Here is a 22,184-nt window from a genome sequence, read left to right as displayed (position 1 = left end):
CATCAAGAGGTGAGCTTTAGATGAAAGGCTATTTAGTATTGGAAGATGGAACTTCATTCAGCGGTGAACTTGACAAAGAAGCGAGCTGCACAGGCGAAGCCGTTTTTTTTACCGGGATGACGGGCTATCAGGAAGTGCTGACGGATCCGTCATATAAAGGGCAGATTATCGTCTTTACGTATCCGCTGATCGGAAATTACGGAATGAATGAGAAAGACCTTGAAAGCAAAATCCCCCAAGTGAAGGCTGCTGTCGTCTATGAAGCATGTGAACACTTTTCTCATCATGAAGCGGTATCAAGTGTAAGGGAGTATTTAAATAAGTGGAACATCCCGCTTCTGACTCAGGTTGATACGAGAGCCGTCGTTAAAAAAATCCGTTCCGGCGGCACGATGAACGCAGCCATTTCGACATCTGGAGCACCGCCTGCCTTGCCGCAGGAAGAAAATCCGGCACAAAAGGCGGCAGCAAAAGACATCACCGTCATGGGAGACGGGCAACAGCATATCGCGCTGATTGATTTCGGCTTTAAAAAATCTATCGCCTCATCACTCATGAAACGGGGCTGCAAGGTGACGGTCATTCCGTATCAGCAAATGAATGCTGTTTATGATATCAATCCTGACGGAATCGTACTCTCAAACGGACCCGGAGATCCGAAGGCGATCGCGCCGTACATGAAACTGATTTTATCTATTATCAGTGATTTTCCGACGCTTGGCATTTGTCTCGGCCATCAGCTTATCGCCCTTGCTTTCGGAGGGAATACGTATAAGCTGCCGTTCGGACACAGGGGAGCCAACCACCCCGTCATTGACCGTAAAACGAAACGGGTGTTTATGACAAGCCAAAACCACAGTTATGTCGTAGACGAAGCATCAATTGACGAAAACGAGCTGTCCATCAGGTTTCATCATGTCAATGACACGTCAGTCGAAGGGCTCAGTCACAAACGGCTTCCTGTTTTAAGCGTTCAGTTCCACCCTGAAGCCCATCCCGGACCGGCTGAGAGTGAGTGGATATTTGATGAATATATAGAGAAAGTGATAACAGCAAGGAGAGAAATCGCTCATGCCTAAAGATACGACAATTTCCAGCATATTAGTCATTGGTTCCGGCCCGATTATCATCGGCCAGGCGGCAGAATTTGACTATTCAGGCACGCAGGGCTGCATGGCCCTGAAAGAAGAAGGATACCGCGTAATTCTGGTAAATAACAATCCCGCAACGATTATGACGGATGAGGCTTTTGCCGATGAAATATATTTTGAACCGCTCACACCCGCCAGTCTTGAGGCCATTATCGAAAAAGAAAAGCCAGACGGGCTGCTTGCTAATTTAGGAGGCCAAACCGCGTTAAATTTAGCCGTTAAGCTTGAAGAAGCAGGGGTGCTGAAAAAGCATCATGTGAAGCTTTTGGGCACATCGGTGGAAACCATTCAAAAAGGTGAGGACCGGGAACAGTTCCGCTCCTTGATGAATGAGCTTCACCAGCCCGTTCCGGAAAGTGAAATCGTCGACAATGAAGAAGACGCTCTCCGTTTTGCAAAATCCATCGGGTTCCCCGTCATCCTGAGGCCGGCTTATACATTAGGCGGAAAGGGCGGCGGAATCGCCCGGACGAAAGAAGCGTTTCAGAAGCTTATCAAGCAGGCGCTTTTAGCCAGCCCCATTCACCAATGCCTGATCGAAAAAAGCATCGCGGGCTTTAAGGAAATTGAATACGAGGTGATGCGCGACAGAAATCACACATGCATTACCGTCTGCAATATGGAAAACATTGATCCGGTCGGCGTGCATACTGGGGATTCCATCGTTGTCGCTCCGTCTCAAACCTTAACGGATCAAGAATATCAAATGCTGCGGTCGGCAAGTTTAGCGATTATTTCGGCGCTTGATGTGGTCGGAGGCTGCAACATTCAATTTGCGCTTGATCCTTTCAGCAAACAGTATTACGTGATCGAAGTGAATCCGCGGGTCAGCCGGTCATCCGCACTTGCTTCAAAAGCAACAGGCTATCCAATTGCCAAAATGGCGGCAAAGCTGGCCGTCGGCTATACGCTTGACGAACTGAAAAACCCGCTGACTGGCTCCACATACGCAAGCTTCGAACCGGCGCTTGATTATGTCATCGTGAAATTCCCGCGATGGCCGTTTGACAAATTTAAAAATGCTGACCGCACGCTCGGAACGAAAATGAAGGCAACAGGCGAGGTCATGGCTATTGAAAGGAATCTCGAGGCAGCCATTCAAAAAGCGGCAGCCTCGCTTGAATTAAAAAATATCGGCACCCGCCTGCCTGAGCTCGGCGGCTATACGCTGAAGCGGCTGTGGGAATTAGCCGAGGTGCCGGATGACCGCCGATTTTTCGTCGTGATGGAGCTGTTGAGCCGCCGTGTGACTGTAGAAGACATTCATGCGAAAACAAAAATCGATCCGTTTTTTCTCCATGTGTTCCGTCATATCATCACATTGGAAAACAAACTGATGGAAGAAGGGGAAAACCTGACAGCACCGCTTTTGAAACAAGCGAAGGTAAAGGGATTCACAGACGGGATGATCGCATTCCTCACAGGAAAAACGGAAGAAGCCGTCCGCGCTTTCAGAAAAGAAACAGGCATCAAGCCATCGTTTAAAATCGTGGACACGTGTGCAGCTGAATTTGACGCCAAAACGAACTATTTTTACTCCACGTATCTCGGAGAAAGTGACGGAGATATCAGCCGCAAAGAGAAAAAACGCGCGCTCATTATAGGATCAGGCCCGATCCGTATCGGTCAAGGCGTAGAATTTGATTACAGCGCCGTTCATGGTGTCTTAACCCTGCAAAAGCTCGGGTTTGAAACGATCATGATCAATAACAACCCGGAAACGGTGAGCACGGATTACGAAATTGCCGATCGGCTCTATTTCGAACCGCTGACGGCAGAACATATTTTAAATGTAGCGGAACATGAAGATATCGATTTTGCCATCGTCCAGTTCGGAGGGCAAACCGCTATCAATGCCGCTGAATCGCTGGAAAAAGCGGGCATTCCGCTGCTCGGAACGTCATTTGAGACACTTGATGCGCTGGAGGATCGGGACCGCTTTTATAAGCTGCTGGATGAACTCGGCCTGAAGCATGCAAAAGGGGAAACGGCTTATTCTAAGGAAGAAGCCGTCCGAAAAGCAAGAGGCATCGGGTATCCGGTGCTGATCCGCCCTTCCTACGTCATTGGCGGTATGGGTATGATCATCATCGAATCAGAAGCGGTTTTCTCCGCTCTTCTTGAAGAGGAAACAGGCATGCCGTACCCGATTCTTATCGATCAATATATTGAAGGAAAAGAAGTGGAGATCGATCTGATTTCTGACGGAAAAGAGGTCTTCGTTCCGACGTATACTGAGCATATTGAACGTGCCGGTGTCCATTCGGGCGACAGCTTTGCGATCCTTCCGGGGCCGTCTGTCACTGCGGAACTTGAACAAGGCATGAAGAAAGCCGCAGAAAAAATAGCAGAAAAACTATCATTCAAAGGGATCATGAACATTCAATTTGTCATCGATAAAGGGGAGATTCTCGTTCTCGAAGTAAATCCGAGAGCAAGCCGCACGGTTCCCGTTATCTCTAAAGTGATGGGAGTGCCGATGATTCCGCTCGCCACCCGGCTGTTAGCGGGCGCATCCTTACAAGACGTGAACCCGGTCATTCAAAATCAGCACGGAACAGCAGTCAAATTCCCGGTGTTCTCATCCCACGCCATCCAGGATATCGACGTAAAGCTCGGACCTGAAATGAAGTCGACTGGAGAAGGCATGTGTGTCGCATTTGACGCCGAAAGCGCCTTAAAAAAAATCTACGCGCATGTGTGGGATAAAAAAGGGAGCATCTATTTAGAAGGCGGAGATGAAGAAACGGCACAACTGGCCGAAGCCGCGGGCTTTACAGTGTGCGAAAGCTCTTTTTCAGCCTGGGCAGAGCGAAAGGATAAAGCGGTCCATATCAATTTCAATGACTCTGAAGAAGCCCGCAGTCAGCGGCTTGAAGCCATGACGCACGGCGTGACGGTCTTTACCGAACCGGAAACCGTAAAAGCGTTTTTAGCGAGCGGCTCTGGCAAGCCTGAGCCTGTTTCACTCAGAGATCTCTATCAAAAGGAAGTGGCGTCATGCACACAGTAAATGCTCAACATGCTTTAACCAATTTATACGGAAAAGATTTTCTGACGTTAAAGGACCTCAGCGCGTCCGCCATCAATGCGCTTCTTGCGGAAGCCTCATCATTAAAACAAAATCCGATCCAACCGATCTTCCAAGGGAAAACACTGGCGATGATTTTTGAAAAATCATCGACGCGGACGCGTGTGTCCTTTGAAGCGGGGATGGCGCAGCTTGGAGGGACAGCGCTGTTTCTGTCAAGCGGCGACTTGCAGCTGGGTCGCGGCGAGACGGTCGCGGATACGGCGAAGGTGCTGTCCGGATTTGTTGATGCCATCATGATCCGCACCTTTGAGCATGAAAAAGTGGAGGAGCTTGCCGAGCACGCTGACATTCCCGTCATTAACGGGCTGACCGACCGGTACCATCCTTGCCAGGCGCTCGCGGACTTGTTAACGATTCAAGAAATAAAGGGTAAGCTGAAGGGCGTAAAAGTCGCTTATATCGGAGACGGAAACAATGTGGCGCATTCCCTTATGATCGGCTGCGCCAAAATGGGCTGCGATATTGCGGTAGCATCACCGAAAGGCTATGAAGTTGAGGAAGAGGCGGTAAAGGCGGCGAAAGAGGCCGCAGCGCTGTCCGGGACAAAAATGATCCTTACCGAAAACCCTCAAGAAGCGGTGCAATGCGCTGATGTAATTTATTCCGATGTGTTCACAAGCATGGGGCGGGAAGAAGAGTCGCAGCAGCGGCTTACGGTTTTTGCGCCGTATCAAGTAAACGCGTCACTCGCCACCCTCGCAAAGCCGGACTATACATTTTTGCACTGCCTGCCCGCCCACCGAGAGGAAGAGGTAACGTCTGACATTATCGACGGCCCGCACTCTGCTGTGTTTCAACAAGCGGAAAACCGGCTCCACGCACAGAAGGCGCTGCTGAAAGCCCTTCTTTGCAAACAGCAATAACGAAGAAAGCCGCCGAATCGGCGGCTTTTTTATTGAACATATTATCCCGCATACAAGCGCATACTACATTAAAAAGAAAAAGGAGGAAATGACGTGGGACAGCAGCATCAATTCAGGCCCGGACAAAAAGCGCCGAATAACGGTGTGTACGTTGAAATCGGCGAGACGGGGAGTATGGTCAAAAATCCGCAAAAAATTAAGCTGACCGCAGGAGACATGTTTCCTGAAACCTCAAATCACAACAGGCTGTGGACGTACCAAAGAAAGCCGTGAATGAAAAAAACCTGCGGTCAGCAGGTTTTTTTCATTTCATCAATTAATGCTGGCCGGCATCCTGTTTCACAGGCATGATTTCCGCAAGAACAAAGACAAGCACCGCAATGATGACGGCAATAACGGAAGATTGCTTAAAGCTGTATGCCGCACTGTTCATGGAGGCGACCAGATAACAGGCCATATGTGATAAAAGGAACGTCCAAATAAAAGCAATAATATACCGCACGTTTCCACCTCGTCCTTCATTTTATTCTACGTTGTATCATACCATACATAAAGCCCGGGCGAAAGGCAATTTTCGCATCAAAATGAAGGTCTCTGGCATCGGCATTCACTCTGCTTTCTGCCTATTTAATGATAAAATAGAGTATCGGTATTTGGTATAATAGCCAAAACATAGGAGTAAATAGGGGTATACCTTATCCGTTTCATTTCTATTTACATAAGATAGCGAGAGATTAGGAGTGAAAGGAGGCGGGAAGGTTGGGGATAACGGAAAGGTTTTTCCAATTGGGGTCTGAGCCGAACGTCATCCACCTTCCGTATCAGCCGAACGGCTTCGGCGTCTTTATCCTTGGTGACAGAACACACTATGTCAGCGGGGACTCCAGCTTTTGGCTCGAGCATTACGGAAGAAATCAGCTGTTAAACATGCTGAGGGAAAAGGGCTATACCATCTTCAACAGCAATTTGTACGGCAGGCACTGGGGAGCGGAAAAAGCGGTTGCCTACGCCAAGCAGCTGATCCACTATGTGCTGAAACAAGAAATCCTCAATCCGAAAATTCATCTGTTGGCAGACGGCATGGGCGCCCTCTGCGCCGATCAATTGCTGCGTTTTTCCCCGGAACATATCCGTTCAGCCGCGATGCTGAATCCTTGTCTTGATCTTCAAGCTCATTATGAATCTGAAAAAGAAAATAAATTTTTCTATAAACAATTTCTGAGGGAAGCTGCCGCAAGCTTCGGCATATCTGAAAAAGAAGCAAGCTCACGCCGCTATCAAACCATTTCAGGCTTCTCCACCCGCGTTCCGGTACATATTTGGCAAAGAATGACCGGAGCGCCGTATCCACACCTCCTGCATGCGAACGCATATAAAGAAGCGTTGGAAAGGACCGGAAGCAAAGCGGATATTACCTATCATTTATTTGAGCATCCCGCACGGATGTATGGCGCCATCTGTCAGTTTTTCCGCAGGCATGAAAAAGAACTGTAGTGAATAGAATACAACAGCCATCTCTTTTCAGAGGGCTGTTTGGCTTGTGCGCCAATGAAAAACCGGAAAGGCGGCAGATGAGATGAAAGCAGCGCTGATAATTGGAGCAGATGAATTTCTCGGCCTTTCATTATGCGAGCAGTTGATGGATGAAGGAACATACGTTGATGTCATTTTGGCTCAACCGAAAGATAAAACCCGGCAGCTGTATTTGGAAGAAAGATTAATGTGGCTCGGAAGAAACGAGCATTTTCAGAAAATAGATGAAATTGGCGAAAAGACATACGATCAGATCTGCATTCAATACGGAAGCGGATTTCTTCCTGAAGATAGGACGGAACCTCTGTATTGGATCATATACAGCGAGGATCTCGAAGCATGGGAAAAGAGCTGCCAGAGGGAAGCGGCCCGGGCCATCATCCTTCCGCCTTTGTACGGTCCGTGGAGGGAGCCGAAAGAAGACAGCGAAAACCGCTTTTTTTTAGATGACGCAGCCGCTCAGCTGAAAAACAAGCTGGAATCAGACAGCATAAAAGATGAAGATTCGGTTATGACGCTGAAAATAGAAGAAAAAACGGAAAAATATGAAGCGGAAGAAAAAATTCAAGAATGGAAAAGACAATTTTCATCAATATTCGACAAATTTTAAGAAAAACCTTCCATGTTATGTGCATTACCGCTACAATAAACGTATATCAAATATACATGTTATGGGTTTGAAAAGGGGTTGAACATGGCTTGATCACCAGGCTTGTCATGATCTTTTCTGTCCTCCTTTTAATGAGCGGATGCGCACAAACTCCGTTTAAAGGAAAAATTGAGAAGGTCGGAATGCTTTTTCCCGATACCATCAATGATCTGGTATGGGGCACAAAAGGTTACAAAGGTTTATTAGCGATACAATCTGAATTTAACGTAGACGTTTATTATAAAGAAAATATAAGATCTGACGAAGATATTTTAAAAGCGATAGAGGACTTTCATAAAAGAGGTGTCAATCTTTTATACGGACACGGAAAAGAATATGAGGAAATCTTTAATATGATCAGCAAGGACTATCCCGACATGGAATTCGTCATCTCAAACGGAACGGCTAAAGGCGACAATGTCACAAGCGTCCATCTCATGGGAGAAGCAATGGGCTTTTTCGGCGGAATGACCGCTGCCCACATGTCAAAAACCAATCAGGTCGGCGTTATAGCTTCATTTTTATGGCAGCCCGAAGTAGACGGCTTTATCAAAGGGGCAAAATATGAAAACCCCGACATCGTCGTCAATACTGAATTTACAGACCACTGGGATAATGACAATGAAGCGCTGCACCTTTACGGGAAATTAAAGGATGAAGGCACGGATGTTGTGTATCCGGCCGGAGACGGGTATAATGTTCCTGTCATTCAGCAAATAAAAAAAGACGGACTGTACGCCATCGGCTATGTCGCCGATCAAGCTGATTTAGGCAAAAACACGGTGCTGACAAGCACGGTGCAAAATGTAGATAAAGCCTACACACTGATCGCAGAACAGTATAATAAAGGTGTCTTAAAGAGCGGAGACCACAGCTTCGATTTCAGAGACGGAGTCGTCGAAATGGGAACCTTCAGCCCCCTGGTGGACAAAGCTTTTCAGCAAAAGATAGCCGATCTAGTAAAAACGTATAATCAAACAAATGAACTGCCGTCAAATGAATAAGAGGTGGATACACATGCAGCATGAAAAATCGCTTGAATTTATGCAGATTGCAATGAAATATTTGCCGGAAGCGAAGGCGGAGCTTGAGAAATCAGGCATTGATCTGTCTATGGAAATGATCCAGCCGTTTATGAACCTGTTTACATCAGTCATGGCGGAAGCTTATGAGCTTGGCAAATCCGATGCCGGGGAGCCGAATAAATAAAGAGAGCCACTTTTAATGGAAGTGGCTTTTCACATTATTTTTTTCTTTAAGGCGGACACCATCGGCGCGAGGTCTTTAAAGACTGGCTTTAATTGATCGAGGGAGTTCATAATGGCGCCGAGCTGATTCATCACATGATTGTAATCGATTGTCTCTTCGGGATCAGCTTCAGGCTCTTCTTTCTCTTCCTTTTGCTCCTCCCGTTCTTCCCGTTCTTCCCGGTCCTCAATATTGCCGAACATCATTTTTGTGAAAATGTCCATACTCAAGGCCTCCTTTCGTCTTTGAGGTATTCTATGAGAGAGAATCGCGTCTAGTTTAGACGAATATATTGCCAACAGAAAAAAAATAGGGTAGAATTAGTACCTGATACTAATAATTGATCTTAATAAATAATTTTTAAATTCACTATATAAAGGAGTCTTCCCTATGAAAGCTGGAATACTTGGTGTCGGCCGCTACATTCCGGAAAAAGTGCTGACAAATCATGATCTTGAACAAATGGTAGAAACATCGGACGAATGGATTCGGACGAGAACAGGTATAGAAGAAAGAAGAATCGCTGCTGAAGACATGTATTCATCAGGCATGGCTGCTGAGGCTGCGCAAAAGGCGCTTGACCAGGCGGGCGTATCGGCTGAGGATCTTGATATGATTCTCGTCGCAACCGTTACTCCTGACCAGTCATTCCCGACCGTTTCTTGTATGATTCAGGAAAAGCTGGGTGCCAAAAAAGCATGCGCAATGGATATCAGTGCCGCATGCGCAGGTTTTATGTACGGTATTGTGACTGCCAAACAATTTATTGAATCACAAACATACAAACATGTTCTTGTGGTCGGTGTGGAAAAACTCTCAAGCATTACAGACTGGGAAGACCGCAACACGGCCGTTCTGTTTGGGGACGGAGCGGGCGCGGCGGTCATCGGGCCTGTCAGCGACGACAGAGGCATTCTGTCATTTGAGCTTGGAGCAGACGGAACAGGCGGCCAGCACTTGTACTTAGATGAAAAAGGGCATACAATCATGCATGGAAGAGAAGTATTCAAATTCGCCGTCCGCCAAATGGGTGAATCAAGTGTAAATGTCATTGAAAAAGCCGGCCTCTCCAAGGAGGACGTAGACTTTTTAATTCCCCATCAGGCAAACATCCGCATTATGGAAGCGGCGCGGGAACGTTTAGAGCTTCCGGTTGAAAAGATGTCTAAAACTATCCATAAATACGGTAACACTTCTGCTGCATCTATTCCGATTTCATTAGTAGAGGAATTAGAAGCCGGAAAAATCAAAGACGGTGATGTGATCGTCATGGTTGGATTCGGCGGAGGTTTAACATGGGGCGCTATCGCAATGCGCTGGGGTCGATAGAAAAAAGGTGAGGTGCACACAAGATGAGTAAAAAAAGAGTAGTCGTTACAGGACTCGGAGCCCTGTCTCCGCTTGGCAGCGACGCCGAAACAAGCTGGAAAAACGCAATCGGCGGCGTGTCCGGAATCGGTCCGATCACACGTGTGGAATCGGATGAATATCCGGCGAAAGTAGCCGCTGAACTGAAAGATTTCAACATTGAAAACTTTATGGATAAAAAAGAAGCGAGAAAAATGGACCGCTTCACACAATATGCAGTCGTTGCCGCGAAAATGGCGGTTGAAGATGCAGGTCTGAACATTACAGAAGACATTGCGCCAAGAGTCGGCGTTTGGGTGGGGTCCGGCATCGGCGGCCTTGAAACGCTTGAATCGCAATTTGAAATCTTCTTAACAAAAGGGCCGAGAAGGGTCAGCCCGTTTTTTGTTCCAATGATGATTCCGGATATGGCGACAGGCCAAATCTCGATCGCACTCGGAGCGAAAGGAGTCAACTCCTGTACGGTGACGGCATGCGCGACGGGAACGAACTCTATCGGGGACGCGTTTAAAGTCATCCAGCGCGGCGATGCTGATGCGATGATTACCGGCGGTACGGAAGCGCCGCTGACAAGAATGTCTTTTGCGGGCTTCAGCGCCAACAAAGCGCTTTCTACAAATCCTGATCCGAAAACGGCAAGCCGCCCGTTTGATAAAAATCGTGACGGGTTTGTCATGGGAGAAGGCGCGGGAATCGTTGTGCTTGAAGAATTAGAGCATGCGCTTGCCCGCGGCGCGAAAATTTACGGAGAAATTGTCGGTTACGGTTCAACGGGTGATGCTTATCACATTACCGCGCCTGCCCAAGACGGTGAAGGCGGAGCCAGAGCAATGCAGGAAGCGATCAAGGATGCCGGCATCAAGCCGGAGGATATTGATTACATCAACGCTCATGGTACAAGCACGTATTACAATGATAAATACGAAACAATGGCTATTAAAACCGTTTTCGGCGAGCATGCGTACAAGCTTGCAGTCAGCTCGACAAAATCAATGACGGGCCACCTGTTAGGAGCTGCCGGCGGTATCGAAGCGATTTTCTCCGTTATGGCGATTAAAGACGGAATCATTCCGCCGACGATCAATATTGAAACGCCTGATGAAGAATGTGATTTAGATTACGTACCGGATAAAGCGCGTCAGCAGGATGTAAATGTCGTCCTCAGCAACTCGCTCGGATTCGGCGGACATAATGCCACTTTGATCTTCAAAAAATATCAATAACACAGTCATTGGCCGGCTGCCCAAAAGGGTGGCCGGTTTTTTTTGCCTGCATATCATAAAAAGAGGAGGCGAACCAGCATGAGTGTCAAACAAACATACAAATGGATAAATAATGCGGCATCTATAGATGAGTTAGCCGTACACATTTTACCTCTTTTTTCAGGAGCAAAACAGAAAGATTGGAAGCCGATACTCGGAACTCTCCAAAACCACGGGATGTTTCGCAATATGAAAGACGGATCACTTACAATCAATCAGCTGAAAGAAAAAGGATGTTTCAGCCATGTTCAAAAGGAAGAGAAGAATCTAAAGGAAAAGTGGAACGGGCCTGACGTGCCGATTATTCTTTTGCCCGTCGATGAACGAAATCGGAGAATCCGTCTGGAGTTCGGGTCAAAATCGGGCCTTGCCTTCCGGGATAAAATGTTCCTCTTCTTATCGTCAGATAGTTCTAATTCGGCTGTCTCCGCCATTATGACGCATGAATATAATCATGTCTGCCGGTTAGAACATGTGACAAAGGATGAAAAAGATGTCACATTACTTGATACAATCATGATGGAGGGGCTGGCAGAATATGCTGTTTATGAGCGCTTCGGCTCAAGCCTTACGGCGGAGTGGACGTCCTACTATACGCCTGAGCAGCTGCAGTTTCTGTTTGAAAAAAGAATCAAGCCAAATCTCCGATTAACAAGAGACAGCAGACAGTTTTCCCAGCTGTTATTCGGCAAAGGATACGTACCCTCAATGCTTGGCTATGCCGTCGGATTCAATATAGTAAAAAAATATTTAACAGATAATAAAAAAACAGTGGAGGAAGCGCTGTCCATCCCCTCGAAAACCTTTCTGGAAGCAACGCTTTAAAAGATTAAAAGAATGGAAATTATTTAAGGATATTACATTTATCCTAAAAAATTCTTGCTTTTGTAATAATGATGTAATAATATACAACTATAAAATTTTTCGACTATTCTATATTTTTTGATAGCGAAACGAATGTTTTCCTCTGATGCAGCGGAATGAGAAAGGGGAGTATCATGAGCACACTATTAGAAGTGAATAATTTAAAGACCTATTTTTTCAGAAAAAAGCAGCCGATTCCCGCAGTTGACGGTGTTGATTTTCACATTAACAAAGGTGAAACCGTCGCGCTTGTAGGAGAATCCGGCTCGGGCAAAAGCATCACCTCGCTTTCTATTATGGGACTTGTCCAAAGCTCGGGCGGGAAAATAATGGACGGCTCGATTAAGCTTGAAGGCAAGGACTTGGCCTCCTTTAGCGAAAACGAATATTGCAAAATCCGCGGAAATGACGTCTCTATGATTTTTCAGGAACCCATGACTTCCCTCAATCCGGTGCTGACCATCGGTGAACAAATTACAGAAGTGCTTGAATACCATAAAAAAATGAGCAAAAAAGAAGCCCTGAAAAAGGCAGTGGATCTTCTGAAATTGGTCGGATTCTCCAGAGCCGAACAAATGTTAAAAGAATATCCGCACCGCTTATCAGGAGGAATGAGGCAGAGGGTCATGATCGCCATCGCGCTCAGCTGCAACCCAAAGCTCCTGATTGCCGATGAGCCGACGACGGCGCTTGATGTGACGATACAAGCCCAGGTGCTGGAGCTGATGAAAGACCTCTGCAAAAAATTCGATACTTCCATTTTGCTCATCACCCATGATTTAGGCGTCGTTTCAGAAGCGGCTGACAGGGTGATCGTCATGTACTGCGGACAAGTCGTAGAAAGCGCAACCGTCGATGAATTATTTTTAGAACCGCTTCATCCGTACACGGAAGGGCTGTTAACCTCCATTCCGGTGATAGACGGAGAGATTGATACATTGAATGCGATCAAAGGAAGCGTGCCGACACCGGACAATTTGCCGGAAGGCTGCCGTTTTGCTCCAAGATGTTCAAAAGCGATGGATAAATGCCGGACGGGGCAGCCTTCGCTCGTGACACATCAAAACGGCCGTTCTGTAAGATGTTTCTTATATGAGGAAGAGGGTGCCGATTCAAAATGACAGCTGCCAACCAAGAAACCATTTTAGAGCTGAAAGACGTAAAAAAATATTTTCCGATCCGCTCCGGTTTTTTTCAAAGAAAAGTCGGGGACGTAAAAGCTGTAGACGGTGTGTCCTTCTCACTGAAACGCGGTGAAACGCTCGGGATCGTCGGAGAATCAGGCTGCGGCAAGTCAACTGCAGGCAGAACGATGATCCGCTTATACAAACCCACAGACGGCCAGATTCTTTTCAAAGGCCGGGATATTTCCAACTTGTCTGAAGAAAAACTTAGAAAAAGCGTCCGCAAAAACATTCAGATGGTATTCCAAGATCCCTTCGCATCACTCAATCCGAGAAAAACATTGCGTTCCATTATTAAAGAACCGTTTCATACTCACAATATGTACAGCCTGCGCGAACGAAACGAAAGAGTGGAAGAGCTGCTTGCAAAAGTCGGGCTTCATCCGAGCTTTGCGGGCCGCTATCCGCACGAGTTTTCCGGAGGGCAGCGGCAGCGGATCGGCATCGCAAGAGCGCTTACATTAAATCCGGAGCTGATCATTGCGGATGAGCCCGTTTCCGCGCTTGATGTCTCCATCCAAGCCCAAGTCATCAATTTAATGGAAGAACTGCAGGAAGAATTTAATCTGACATATCTCTTTATCTCTCACGATTTAAGTGTTGTCCGCCATATCAGCGACAGAGTCGGCGTCATGTATCTCGGAAAAATGATGGAGCTGACCGATAAGCACGAGCTCTACGACAATCCGCTTCACCCTTATACGCAAGCGCTCCTTTCCTCAGTGCCGCTCACGAGAAAAAAAGGAGCCGTCAAGCGGGAACGAATCATCCTGAAAGGAGAACTGCCAAGCCCGGCCAACCCGCCGAAAGGCTGTGTGTTCCACACAAGATGCCCGATGGCCAAACCGATTTGCAAAGAACAAATACCGGCATTCCAAGAAGCCGCTCCCGATCATTTCGTCGCCTGCCATTTGTATGCCTAAAATGACAAGCTTTGAGAGGGGGTATGCCGGATTACATAACGAACTTGCCGCATATATATCACAAAGGGGGAATTGATATGAAATTACGTAAATCTGCACTGATGATGCTAAGTGTTTTTATGGCGCTCGCCATCTTCCTGTCCGCCTGCTCCGGCTCAAAATCCACAAGCTCCGAATCCAAACCGGCAGGCAAACCGCAAAAAGGCGGAGATTTGGTTGTCGGGTCTATCGGGGAGCCTACACTCTTTAACTCGCTGTATTCCACAGATGATGCAAGTACTGAAGTTGAGAATATGCTTTACAGCTATTTAACGAAAACGGATGAAAAACTGAACGTGAAATTGTCGCTTGCTGAGAGCATTAAAGAATTAGACGGCGGGCTTGCGTACGATGTGAAGATTAAAAAAGGCGTTAAGTTTCACGACGGAAAAGAACTGACCGCAGATGACGTTGTATTTACGTACAGTGTCCCGTTAAGCAAAGATTACAAGGGAGAACGCGGATCAACTTATGAAATGCTGAAATCCGTCGAGAAAAAAGGCGATTACGAAGTATTGTTCAAGCTGAATTATAAAGACGGTAATTTCTATAACAATGCTTTAGACAGCACAGCCATTCTGCCGAAGCATATTCTCGGTAATGTTCCGGTTGCAGATTTGGAAGAAAACGAATTTAATAGAAAAAAACCAATCGGATCAGGCCCGTTCAAATTTAAAGAATGGAAACAGGGGCAATATATTAAACTCGAAGCGAATGATGATTACTTTGAAGGAAGACCTTATTTAGATACGGTGACCTACAAAATTATCCCGGATGCAAATGCCGCGGTAGCTCAGCTCCAAGCTGGCGATATTAATTTCTTTAATGTGCCGGCCACTGACTATAAAACCGCTGAAAAATTTAATAACCTCAAAGTAGTCACTGATCTGGCATTAAGTTATGTATACATCGGCTGGAATGAGAAGAACGAATTATTCAAGGACAAAAAGGTCCGCCAGGCGCTCACAACCGCTCTTGACCGTGAGTCAATCGTCAACCAAGTATTAGATGGAGACGGCAAGGTAGCCTACATTCCGGAAAGTCCTTTATCTTGGAACTATCCTAAGGACATTGAAGTTCCGAAATTCACGTATAACGAGAAAAAAGCGAAACAAATGCTTGCGGAAGCCGGATGGAAAGATACGAACGGTGACGGCATTTTAGATAAAGACGGAAAGAAATTCTCGTTTACACTGAAAACGAACCAAGGAAACAAAGTCCGGGAAGACATAGCTGTAGTCGTTCAAGAACAGCTGAAGAAAATCGGCATTGAAGTGAAGACTCAGATTGTAGAATGGAGCGCCCTTGTTGAACAGATGAATCCTCCGAATTGGGATTTTGACGCGATGGTCATGGGCTGGAGCTTATCTACTTTCCCAGACCAATATGACATCTTCCACTCAAACCAAATTAAAAAGGGCTTAAACTATGTGTGGTATAAGAATGCTGAAGCGGATAAACTCATGAAGGATGCAAAATCGATCAGCGACAGAAAGCAGTATTCAAAAGAATACGAGCAAATCTATCAAAAAATCGCGGAAGATCAGCCGTATACGTTCTTGTATTACCCTAACAATCACATGGCAATGCCGGCAAACCTTGAGGGATACAAATACCATCCGAAACGTGATTTGTATAATATTCAAAAGTGGTGGCTTGCAAAATAATTTTCCCTTAGAGGGGAGGGAGAGCGTTTCCTCCCTCTTCTGTTTTTAATAAGGATAGTAAAGGGGACAAGAATATGGCTACATATATTATCAGAAGAACATTGATGTCCATTCCAATTTTATTGGGGATCACCATTTTATCTTTTATTATCATGAAAGCTGCGCCGGGAGATCCGATGACGTTAATGATGGACCCGAAAATCAGCCAGGCCGACAGAGAACAATTTATTGAAAAATACGGGTTAAATGATCCTCAGTATGTTCAATATTTAAAGTGGCTCGGCAATATGGTTCAGGGGGATTTCGGAACGTCAATTGTCAGAAAAGGAACACCTGTCTCAGAACTGATTATGGCCCGAATGCCCAATACGCTCATACTGATGCTCGTTTCAACGATTTTGGCTCTTATCATCTCTATCCCATTTGGCGTCTTGTCCGCAAAACGACCCTATTCAAAACTCGACTATGGCATTACATTTACCTCATTTATAGGATTGGCTATTCCGAACTTTTGGTTTGGATTAATTTTAATTATGGTTCTATCTGTAAACCTTGGCTGGTTTCCTACCGGAGGTGTCGAGACGCTGAACACGGACTTCAATATTTTTGACCGCATCCATCATTTAATTTTGCCTGCATTCGTATTAGCGACGGCCGATATGGCCGGTCTGACAAGATACACGAGATCAAATATGCTGGACGTATTAAATCAGGATTATATCCGTACGGCAAGAGCGAAGGGGTTTAAAGAAAATCGTGTGTTATTTAAGCACGGCCTGAGGAATGCGTTATTGCCTGTTATTACAATCTTTGGACTGATGATTCCCTCATTTATCGGCGGATCTGTTGTCGTAGAACAAATATTCACATGGCCGGGGTTAGGAAAGCTGTTTGTCGATTCAGCGTTCCAGCGTGATTATCCAGTTATTATGGCGATGACCGTCATTTCAGCCGTCCTTGTGGTGATCGGCAACCTTGTCGCTGACATTTTATATGCAGTGGTTGATCCGAGAATTGAATATTAAAAGGGGGGAACGATGATGGCCGAATTAAACACACCTCCAGCACCGGAGGTCGGGCTGAAAGAAAATATTGCCGAAAAGCCGGAAACCATGACAAAAATCTTTTGGGAAAAGTTTTCGAAAAATAAACTGGCGGTTGCGGGTGCTATTATTCTGTTTGTAATTATTATGTCAGCGATTTTGGCGCCGGTGATTGCTCCTTATTCGCAAGAGCAGCAAAGTTTGCTTGATAAATTTAAAGCACCGGGGCTAGAGCATTTGATGGGAACGGATAAATTTGGGCGTGACATTTTCAGCAGGATATTATATGGCGCGCGGATCTCTTTATTAGTCGGTTTTGCGTCTGTGGTCGGCTCCATTTTTATCGGAACCATCTTAGGCGCGTTAGCAGGCTATTTTAAAGGCATTGTGGATGCTGTTATTATGCGTTTAGTTGATATAGTGCTTTCAATACCTGATATTTTCTTATTGATTACGCTTGTTACCATATTTAAACCGGGTGTGGACAAATTGATTTTAATCTTTTGTCTGACGGGGTGGACAACCACTGCGCGTTTGGTCAGGGGAGAATTTTTATCTTTACGTTCAAGAGAATATGTCCTGGCTGCCAAAACAATCGGGACAAAAACGCATAAAATCATTTTTTCTCATATCCTTCCCAACGCGCTGGGACCGATCATTGTGTCAGCAACTTTAAAAGTCGGCTCGGTTATTCTGGCTGAATCCGCGCTGAGCTATCTCGGTTTCGGAATACAGCCGCCCATTGCAAGCTGGGGAAATATGCTTCAAGATGCGCAAAACTTTACGATTATGATACAGGCATGGTGGTATCCATTGTTTCCCGGACTATTCATTCTTTTTACCGTATTATGCTTCAACTTTGTCGGTGACGGGCTGCGTGATGCGCTTGATCCTAAAAATGTGAAATGATCTCCCGGTTCACAACGGGAGATTTTTTTATTCTTTTGATCCTTGTATTATGTTTCTGCAATGAAGGCTTACAGGCATGCTGACCAAAGAGGGAAAGGCGGAAACGCCGGGTCTTTCAGGCTGAAGCGGAATTCTCATATGGAAATGGAATAATTTATCTTCCCCTTGCCTATACTGTGGACAACAGTTTTTATAAAGTGAGGGGTCGAATATGTTATTTCTTCATGATGTGTGGGTGAATTGGTTTGAAGGTGAAGAGAATGGTTATAATGTATGCCATTTTCACGAATGGCGCAAGGAAGATACGGTAGAGCTTTTGGATCAGACGCCATTGCTCAGAGTGCCGTCGGTGTTATTTCATTACATAGAAAACGATTTATCGGAGCTTCCGAAAGAGCTGCTTGATGAAGTTCACCAAAAATCATACGTGCGAAAAAATCATGAACGGACGAAGCTTGAATATTGTTTTGTCGTAACAGACGGAATCGGCATCATTGCCGTGGATACGATCGGCTATACCATTCCGGTCCGGAAGAGCCGTCTGATTCCGAGGCAGGAGCAGCTTGTCTATGAAATGGTAAAGGATGTAGAGCCTGAAGCCTATCAATTTGAGCCGAAGCAATTGGAGTCTTCAAAGGAATATCACATTTTATCATTGGCGCCGGAGCACGTCAGAGGGCTGACGAGAAAAGAGCGGCAGATCAAGCAGCTGATGTTTATGGCGCTTGATCAGCTGAAAGGGCTGAAAAACCGAGCGGAAATTGTGTATTGGTATACTGAGTGGAATCCGCATATGTACGAGCAGATCAAACGAATGAGCTTTGAGGAGATTTGGGACATGCTTTATAATGAAACGATTGAAGGCTGGTCAGACAAGCATCTCGCTTTCTGTGAAAACTTGATAAAAGGGCAGCCGTTTTTCGAGAAGCTTTGGGAGATGGAACAGGAATCAAAAGTGAATTAAAGAAAAAGAGGCAGGGAAACCCCGCCTCTTTTTTTATCGTCTTTTCCGTCCGAGCCCCATGGCGTTTTCCATCTTTTTCACCATTTTGCCGGCCGCCTTGTTGGCGCGCTCTGCACCTTCATCGAGAATCCGGTCCAATTCGTCACTTTCAATTAATTCACGGTAGCGCTCTTGAATCGGCGTTAACGCATTGACCACCACTTCAGCTAAATCGCTCTTGAATTCGCCGTAGCCTTTGCCTTCATATTTAGCCTCTAATTCTTCGATCGATGCGCCTCCTAAAATTGAGTAGATGGTAAGCAGATTAGAGACGCCCGGTTTGTTTTCTTTATCGTATTTTACAATTCCTTCAGAATCGGTTACGGCGCTCTTGATTTTCTTTTCGAGCAGCTTCGGCTCATCAAGCAGCGTGATGAATGCCTTTTGATTCGGGTCTGACTTGCTCATTTTCTTCAGCGGGTCAGCCAGCGACATGATGCGCGCGCCCGTTTTAGGGATTTTGACCTCGGGGATCGTGAAAATATCATTGTATTTTTTGTTGAAACGTTCCGCCAGATTTCGGGTCAGCTCAAGGTGCTGTTTCTGGTCTTCTCCCACAGGGACAAGGTCAGTTCCGTACAGCAAAATATCTCCGGCCATAAGCGGCGGATATGTTAACAGTCCGGAAACAACGGCTTCCTTACCTTTGGACTTATCCTTAAACTGCGTCATCCGCTCAAGTTCACCGATATATGCGACGCATTGAAGCATCCAACCCGCTTGGGCGTGAGCGGGAACCTCTGATTGGATAAACAGTGTCGCTTTCTCGGGGTCAAGCCCGACCGCTACGTATAGCGCTGCAAGATTGCGGATATTTTTCCGCAGCTCAAGCCGATCTTGAGGCACCGTAATCGCGTGCTGATCAACGATACAAAAGTAACCGTTGTAATCATGCTGCAAATCGACAAATTGCTTCATTGCTCCGATGTAGTTTCCGAGCGTTACTGACCCGCTCGGCTGAATGCCTGAAAAAATTGTTTTCTTCATAATCCATACCTCGTTTCTAAAACATAATAAAAAAAGCCCATTCTTCCCGTAGAAAAAGGGACGAATGAACCGTGGTGCCACCCTGATTATTCCATAACAATGGAATCGCTCGAGACGTTGGTAACGGAGACTGCTCCGGCTGAGCCTACTTACGTTCGGTCAGCTGCTCAGAAGTCCATTCCACATTGCCCATTACCTGCTCACAGCACCGCAGGCTCTCTTCAAATGGGTTGAAATGTGTACTACTCTTCATCATAGCGAATCACAACAATTATGTTTGATTGATCCATTATAAATCAATTATAGACAAATGTCATCAGAAGAATACAAGATTTTTTCCAGTTCTCTCATGGTTCGAAAAATCACGAAATTGTCTGGAAATGCCTAAATGATAACACTTATCAACATTTCGTATAACGAATATTATATGTAAAAAGCAATATGAACTGGAAATTATCTGCGGAAAATTTAGTTTAGTTATGCTTTAAACTATAGAAGGATGTCACGTTTTTGGCAGAAAAACTGACCAAATTTAAATATTTTAAATTGAGAAAATAGTATTGCAATAAATTATTCATTTCATTATAATGAACTTGTTCACTCTATTGTTACAGCTTCTTTACATAAAATAATCAGAAAAGACGGAACACAATTAAAGTTTAGAAAAATATTAAGTTATTTTGTCTGATATTTCTGAGTATTTAGTAGTAAAGGCTGAAAAATTAATTAGGGGGTTAGTGCATGAAAAAGCGTTGGTCTATTGTGGGTTTAATGCTTATCTTCTCGCTTGTGTTAAGTGCATGCGGCGGATCAGGCGGCGGTGGAAAGAATGACACCAAAGGGCAGACATCACTTCATATCAATATTAAAACAGAACCATTCTCTTTACATCCCGGTTTAGCTAACGATTCCGTTTCCGGCGGTGTCATCCGTCAGACCTTTGAAGGATTGACACGCGTCAACTCTAAAGGTGAGCCTGAAGAAGGAATGGCATCTAAGATCGAAAAAAGCAAAGACGGAAAGACCTATACATTTACGATTCGTGACGGTGCAAAATGGTCAAACGGCGATCCCGTTACTGCGCAGGATTTTGAATATGCCTGGAAATGGGCGCTTGACCCGAACAACGAGTCACAATACGCATATCAGCTCTACTATATCAAAGGCGCTGAAGCTGCCAACACAGGAAAAGGTAAAATTGATGACGTAGGCGTAAAAGCCGTTAATGACAAAACATTAAAGGTTGAACTGAACAACCCGACACCTTACTTCCTGCAATTAACATCATTCTATACGTATATGCCGATTAACAAGAAAATTGCTGAAAAACATAAAAACTGGAATACGAATGCAGGCGAAAATTATGTGTCAAACGGCCCGTTCAAAATGACGGCCTGGAAACACAGCGGTTCTATCGATCTTGTTAAGAACGATGAATATTGGGATAAAGACTCTGTAAAACTGAAGAAAATCAACATGGTGATGATTAACAATAACAACACGGAACTTAAAAAATTCCAAGCAGGGGAACTTGATTGGGCGGGAATGCCGCTTGGACAGCTTCCGACAGAATCCCTGCCGACTTTGAAGAAAGACGGATCATTGAATGTTAAGCCTATTGCCGGCGTGTATTGGTACAAATTTAATACAGAAGCCAAACCGCTGAATAATGTCAACATTCGGAAAGCTCTTACTTATGCCCTCGACCGCGCGTCTATCGTGAAAAACGTGACCCAAGGCGAACAAATCCCGGCAATGGCAGCCGTGCCTCCGTCAATGAAGGGCTTTAAAGATAATACTAAAGGATATTTCAAAGACAATGATGTCAAAACAGCAAAAGAATATCTTGATAAAGGTTTGAAGGAGTTAGGCGTTAAGAAAGTATCTGACCTTCCGGCAATCAAATTATCTTTCAATACGGATGATGCTCACGCTAAAATCGCGCAGGCCGTGCAGGAAATGTGGAAAAAGAATTTAGGCGTTAAGGTTGAACTTGATAACTCCGAATGGAATGTGTACATCGACAAACTGCACAGCCAGGATTATCAAATCGGCCGTATGGGCTGGCTCGGCGACTTCAATGATGCGATCAACTTCCTTGAATTGTTCCGCGATAAAGAAGGCGGAAACAACGATACCGGATGGGAAGATCCTGAGTTTAAAAAATTATTGAATCAATCTCAGCTTGAAACTGACCCGGATAAACGTATCGAAGAGCTGAAAAAAGCAGAGAAGATTTTTCTTGATGCAATGCCGGTCGCGCCAGTTTATTTCTATACAGATACATGGGTGCAGGATAAAAACCTCAAAAATGTCATTGTAACCGGAACAGGCGACGTCTACTTTAGAAATGCTTCTTTTGAATAGAAAGCGGCTCTAAAAACAAAAGACCCAAGG

At 45.4% G+C, this 22,184-nt stretch carries 21 protein-coding genes and 1 other annotated feature; of the genes, 18 read left to right on the top strand and 3 right to left on the bottom strand.

Annotated elements, in window-relative coordinates; all coding sequences use genetic code 11:
- Window positions 1–20 precede the first annotated feature (20 nt).
- From J7E26_RS07690 to J7E26_RS07675, 4 genes are all read left to right on the top strand, one after another.
- Window positions 21–1,079, top strand: coding sequence for a carbamoyl phosphate synthase small subunit (locus J7E26_RS07690; RefSeq protein WP_214800923.1), 1,059 nt, complete (start codon window positions 21–23; stop codon window positions 1,077–1,079).
- Window positions 1,072–4,164, top strand: a complete 3,093-nt coding sequence (locus J7E26_RS07685) for a carbamoyl-phosphate synthase (glutamine-hydrolyzing) large subunit (protein ID WP_214800925.1) — start codon at window positions 1,072–1,074, stop codon at window positions 4,162–4,164. The genes J7E26_RS07690 and J7E26_RS07685 overlap by 8 nt, the downstream gene beginning before the upstream one ends.
- The gene (argF, locus tag J7E26_RS07680) at window positions 4,152–5,108 is read left to right on the top strand and encodes an ornithine carbamoyltransferase (protein ID WP_214800927.1); all 957 of its coding nucleotides are present in this window, start codon (window positions 4,152–4,154) and stop codon (window positions 5,106–5,108) included. The genes J7E26_RS07685 and argF overlap by 13 nt, the downstream gene beginning before the upstream one ends.
- A gap of 93 nt (window positions 5,109–5,201) precedes the next feature.
- Window positions 5,202–5,381 (top strand): YjzC family protein, encoded by a 180-nt coding sequence (locus J7E26_RS07675; protein ID WP_061521800.1) that lies wholly within the window; start codon window positions 5,202–5,204, stop codon window positions 5,379–5,381.
- Window positions 5,382–5,424: 43 nt separating this feature from the next.
- Here J7E26_RS07675 and J7E26_RS07670 read toward each other — a convergent pair whose 3' ends face one another.
- Window positions 5,425–5,610 carry a YjzD family protein gene (locus tag J7E26_RS07670; protein WP_214800929.1) on the bottom strand — a complete coding sequence of 62 codons (186 nt, stop codon included), beginning with the start codon at window positions 5,608–5,610 and terminating at the stop codon, window positions 5,425–5,427.
- A 257-nt stretch (window positions 5,611–5,867) separates the two neighbouring features.
- On the opposite strand from J7E26_RS07670, the gene J7E26_RS07665 reads away from it, so the two are divergent.
- The 4 genes from J7E26_RS07665 (at window position 5,868) to J7E26_RS07650 (ending at window position 8,499) form a co-directional block, all read left to right on the top strand.
- Window positions 5,868–6,602: a hypothetical protein gene (locus J7E26_RS07665; protein ID WP_214800931.1), complete on the top strand. Its 735-nt coding sequence runs from the start codon at window positions 5,868–5,870 to the stop codon at window positions 6,600–6,602.
- A gap of 82 nt (window positions 6,603–6,684) precedes the next feature.
- The gene (locus J7E26_RS07660) at window positions 6,685–7,251 is read left to right on the top strand and encodes a hypothetical protein (protein ID WP_214800933.1); all 567 of its coding nucleotides are present in this window, start codon (window positions 6,685–6,687) and stop codon (window positions 7,249–7,251) included.
- 89 nt (window positions 7,252–7,340) lie between these two features.
- Window positions 7,341–8,294, top strand: a complete 954-nt coding sequence (locus J7E26_RS07655; protein WP_214800935.1) for a BMP family ABC transporter substrate-binding protein — start codon at window positions 7,341–7,343, stop codon at window positions 8,292–8,294.
- A 13-nt stretch (window positions 8,295–8,307) separates the two neighbouring features.
- On the top strand, window positions 8,308–8,499 hold the full coding sequence (locus J7E26_RS07650; protein ID WP_214800937.1) for a ComZ family protein: 192 nt from the start codon (window positions 8,308–8,310) through the stop codon (window positions 8,497–8,499).
- Between the two features lie 29 nt (window positions 8,500–8,528).
- Here J7E26_RS07650 and J7E26_RS07645 read toward each other — a convergent pair whose 3' ends face one another.
- Window positions 8,529–8,762 (bottom strand): hypothetical protein, encoded by a 234-nt coding sequence (locus tag J7E26_RS07645; protein WP_214800939.1) that lies wholly within the window; start codon window positions 8,760–8,762, stop codon window positions 8,529–8,531.
- 166 nt (window positions 8,763–8,928) lie between these two features.
- On the opposite strand from J7E26_RS07645, the gene J7E26_RS07640 reads away from it, so the two are divergent.
- The 9 genes from J7E26_RS07640 (at window position 8,929) to J7E26_RS07600 (ending at window position 18,761) form a co-directional block, all read left to right on the top strand.
- Entirely contained in the window at window positions 8,929–9,867 is a 939-nt protein-coding gene (locus J7E26_RS07640) for a beta-ketoacyl-ACP synthase III (RefSeq protein ID WP_214800941.1), read from the top strand.
- A gap of 23 nt (window positions 9,868–9,890) precedes the next feature.
- Window positions 9,891–11,129, top strand: coding sequence for a beta-ketoacyl-ACP synthase II (gene fabF / locus J7E26_RS07635; RefSeq protein WP_214800943.1), 1,239 nt, complete (start codon window positions 9,891–9,893; stop codon window positions 11,127–11,129).
- Between the two features lie 78 nt (window positions 11,130–11,207).
- Window positions 11,208–11,993, top strand: coding sequence for a DUF2268 domain-containing putative Zn-dependent protease (locus J7E26_RS07630; RefSeq protein ID WP_214800945.1), 786 nt, complete (start codon window positions 11,208–11,210; stop codon window positions 11,991–11,993).
- 173 nt (window positions 11,994–12,166) lie between these two features.
- Window positions 12,167–13,153 (top strand): ABC transporter ATP-binding protein, encoded by a 987-nt coding sequence (locus J7E26_RS07625; protein WP_214800946.1) that lies wholly within the window; start codon window positions 12,167–12,169, stop codon window positions 13,151–13,153.
- On the top strand, window positions 13,150–14,139 hold the full coding sequence (locus J7E26_RS07620) for an ABC transporter ATP-binding protein (protein WP_214800947.1): 990 nt from the start codon (window positions 13,150–13,152) through the stop codon (window positions 14,137–14,139). The genes J7E26_RS07625 and J7E26_RS07620 overlap by 4 nt, the downstream gene beginning before the upstream one ends.
- A 77-nt stretch (window positions 14,140–14,216) precedes the next feature.
- Window positions 14,217–15,845, top strand: coding sequence for a peptide-binding protein (locus J7E26_RS07615; RefSeq protein ID WP_214800948.1), 1,629 nt, complete (start codon window positions 14,217–14,219; stop codon window positions 15,843–15,845).
- A gap of 74 nt (window positions 15,846–15,919) precedes the next feature.
- Entirely contained in the window at window positions 15,920–16,870 is a 951-nt protein-coding gene (gene appB, locus J7E26_RS07610) for an ABC transporter permease (RefSeq protein WP_214800950.1), read from the top strand.
- 15 nt (window positions 16,871–16,885) lie between these two features.
- On the top strand, window positions 16,886–17,797 hold the full coding sequence (gene opp4C, locus J7E26_RS07605) for an oligopeptide ABC transporter permease (protein WP_214800952.1): 912 nt from the start codon (window positions 16,886–16,888) through the stop codon (window positions 17,795–17,797).
- A 211-nt stretch (window positions 17,798–18,008) separates the two neighbouring features.
- On the top strand, window positions 18,009–18,761 hold the full coding sequence (locus tag J7E26_RS07600) for a YjbA family protein (protein ID WP_214800953.1): 753 nt from the start codon (window positions 18,009–18,011) through the stop codon (window positions 18,759–18,761).
- 33 nt (window positions 18,762–18,794) lie between these two features.
- On the opposite strand, the gene trpS is transcribed toward J7E26_RS07600, so the two are convergent.
- Window positions 18,795–19,787, bottom strand: coding sequence for a tryptophan--tRNA ligase (gene trpS / locus J7E26_RS07595; protein ID WP_214800956.1), 993 nt, complete (start codon window positions 19,785–19,787; stop codon window positions 18,795–18,797).
- A gap of 53 nt (window positions 19,788–19,840) precedes the next feature.
- Window positions 19,841–20,052 (bottom strand) — a binding site (T-box leader).
- 476 nt (window positions 20,053–20,528) lie between these two features.
- On the opposite strand from trpS, the gene J7E26_RS07590 reads away from it, so the two are divergent.
- On the top strand, window positions 20,529–22,154 hold the full coding sequence (locus tag J7E26_RS07590) for a peptide ABC transporter substrate-binding protein (protein ID WP_214800958.1): 1,626 nt from the start codon (window positions 20,529–20,531) through the stop codon (window positions 22,152–22,154).
- Window positions 22,155–22,184 lie beyond the last annotated feature (30 nt).

Source organism: Bacillus sp. ISL-51, from assembly GCF_018613535.1.
Taxonomy (GTDB): domain Bacteria; phylum Bacillota; class Bacilli; order Bacillales; family Bacillaceae; genus Bacillus.
Note: the sequence above shows the minus strand (reverse complement) of the source record. Positions and strands in the feature narration are given on the sequence as shown.

Bases quoted from the DNA above. Each gene is read 5' to 3' on its own strand.
- J7E26_RS07690 (WP_214800923.1), top strand. From the start codon at position 21: ATGAAAGGCTATTTAGTATTGGAAGATGGAACTTCATTCAGCGGTGAA.
- J7E26_RS07685 (WP_214800925.1), top strand. From the start codon at position 1,072: ATGCCTAAAGATACGACAATTTCCAGCATATTAGTCATTGGTTCCGGC.
- argF (WP_214800927.1), top strand. From the start codon at position 4,152: ATGCACACAGTAAATGCTCAACATGCTTTAACCAATTTATACGGAAAA.
- J7E26_RS07660 (WP_214800933.1), top strand. From the start codon at position 6,685: ATGAAAGCAGCGCTGATAATTGGAGCAGATGAATTTCTCGGCCTTTCA.
- J7E26_RS07650 (WP_214800937.1), top strand. From the start codon at position 8,308: ATGCAGCATGAAAAATCGCTTGAATTTATGCAGATTGCAATGAAATAT.
- J7E26_RS07645 (WP_214800939.1), bottom strand. From the start codon at position 8,762: ATGGACATTTTCACAAAAATGATGTTCGGCAATATTGAGGACCGGGAA.
- J7E26_RS07640 (WP_214800941.1), top strand. From the start codon at position 8,929: ATGAAAGCTGGAATACTTGGTGTCGGCCGCTACATTCCGGAAAAAGTG.
- fabF (WP_214800943.1), top strand. From the start codon at position 9,891: ATGAGTAAAAAAAGAGTAGTCGTTACAGGACTCGGAGCCCTGTCTCCG.
- J7E26_RS07630 (WP_214800945.1), top strand. From the start codon at position 11,208: ATGAGTGTCAAACAAACATACAAATGGATAAATAATGCGGCATCTATA.
- J7E26_RS07625 (WP_214800946.1), top strand. From the start codon at position 12,167: ATGAGCACACTATTAGAAGTGAATAATTTAAAGACCTATTTTTTCAGA.
- J7E26_RS07620 (WP_214800947.1), top strand. From the start codon at position 13,150: ATGACAGCTGCCAACCAAGAAACCATTTTAGAGCTGAAAGACGTAAAA.
- J7E26_RS07615 (WP_214800948.1), top strand. From the start codon at position 14,217: ATGAAATTACGTAAATCTGCACTGATGATGCTAAGTGTTTTTATGGCG.
- appB (WP_214800950.1), top strand. From the start codon at position 15,920: ATGGCTACATATATTATCAGAAGAACATTGATGTCCATTCCAATTTTA.
- opp4C (WP_214800952.1), top strand. From the start codon at position 16,886: ATGGCCGAATTAAACACACCTCCAGCACCGGAGGTCGGGCTGAAAGAA.
- J7E26_RS07600 (WP_214800953.1), top strand. From the start codon at position 18,009: ATGTTATTTCTTCATGATGTGTGGGTGAATTGGTTTGAAGGTGAAGAG.
- trpS (WP_214800956.1), bottom strand. From the start codon at position 19,787: ATGAAGAAAACAATTTTTTCAGGCATTCAGCCGAGCGGGTCAGTAACG.
- J7E26_RS07590 (WP_214800958.1), top strand. From the start codon at position 20,529: ATGAAAAAGCGTTGGTCTATTGTGGGTTTAATGCTTATCTTCTCGCTT.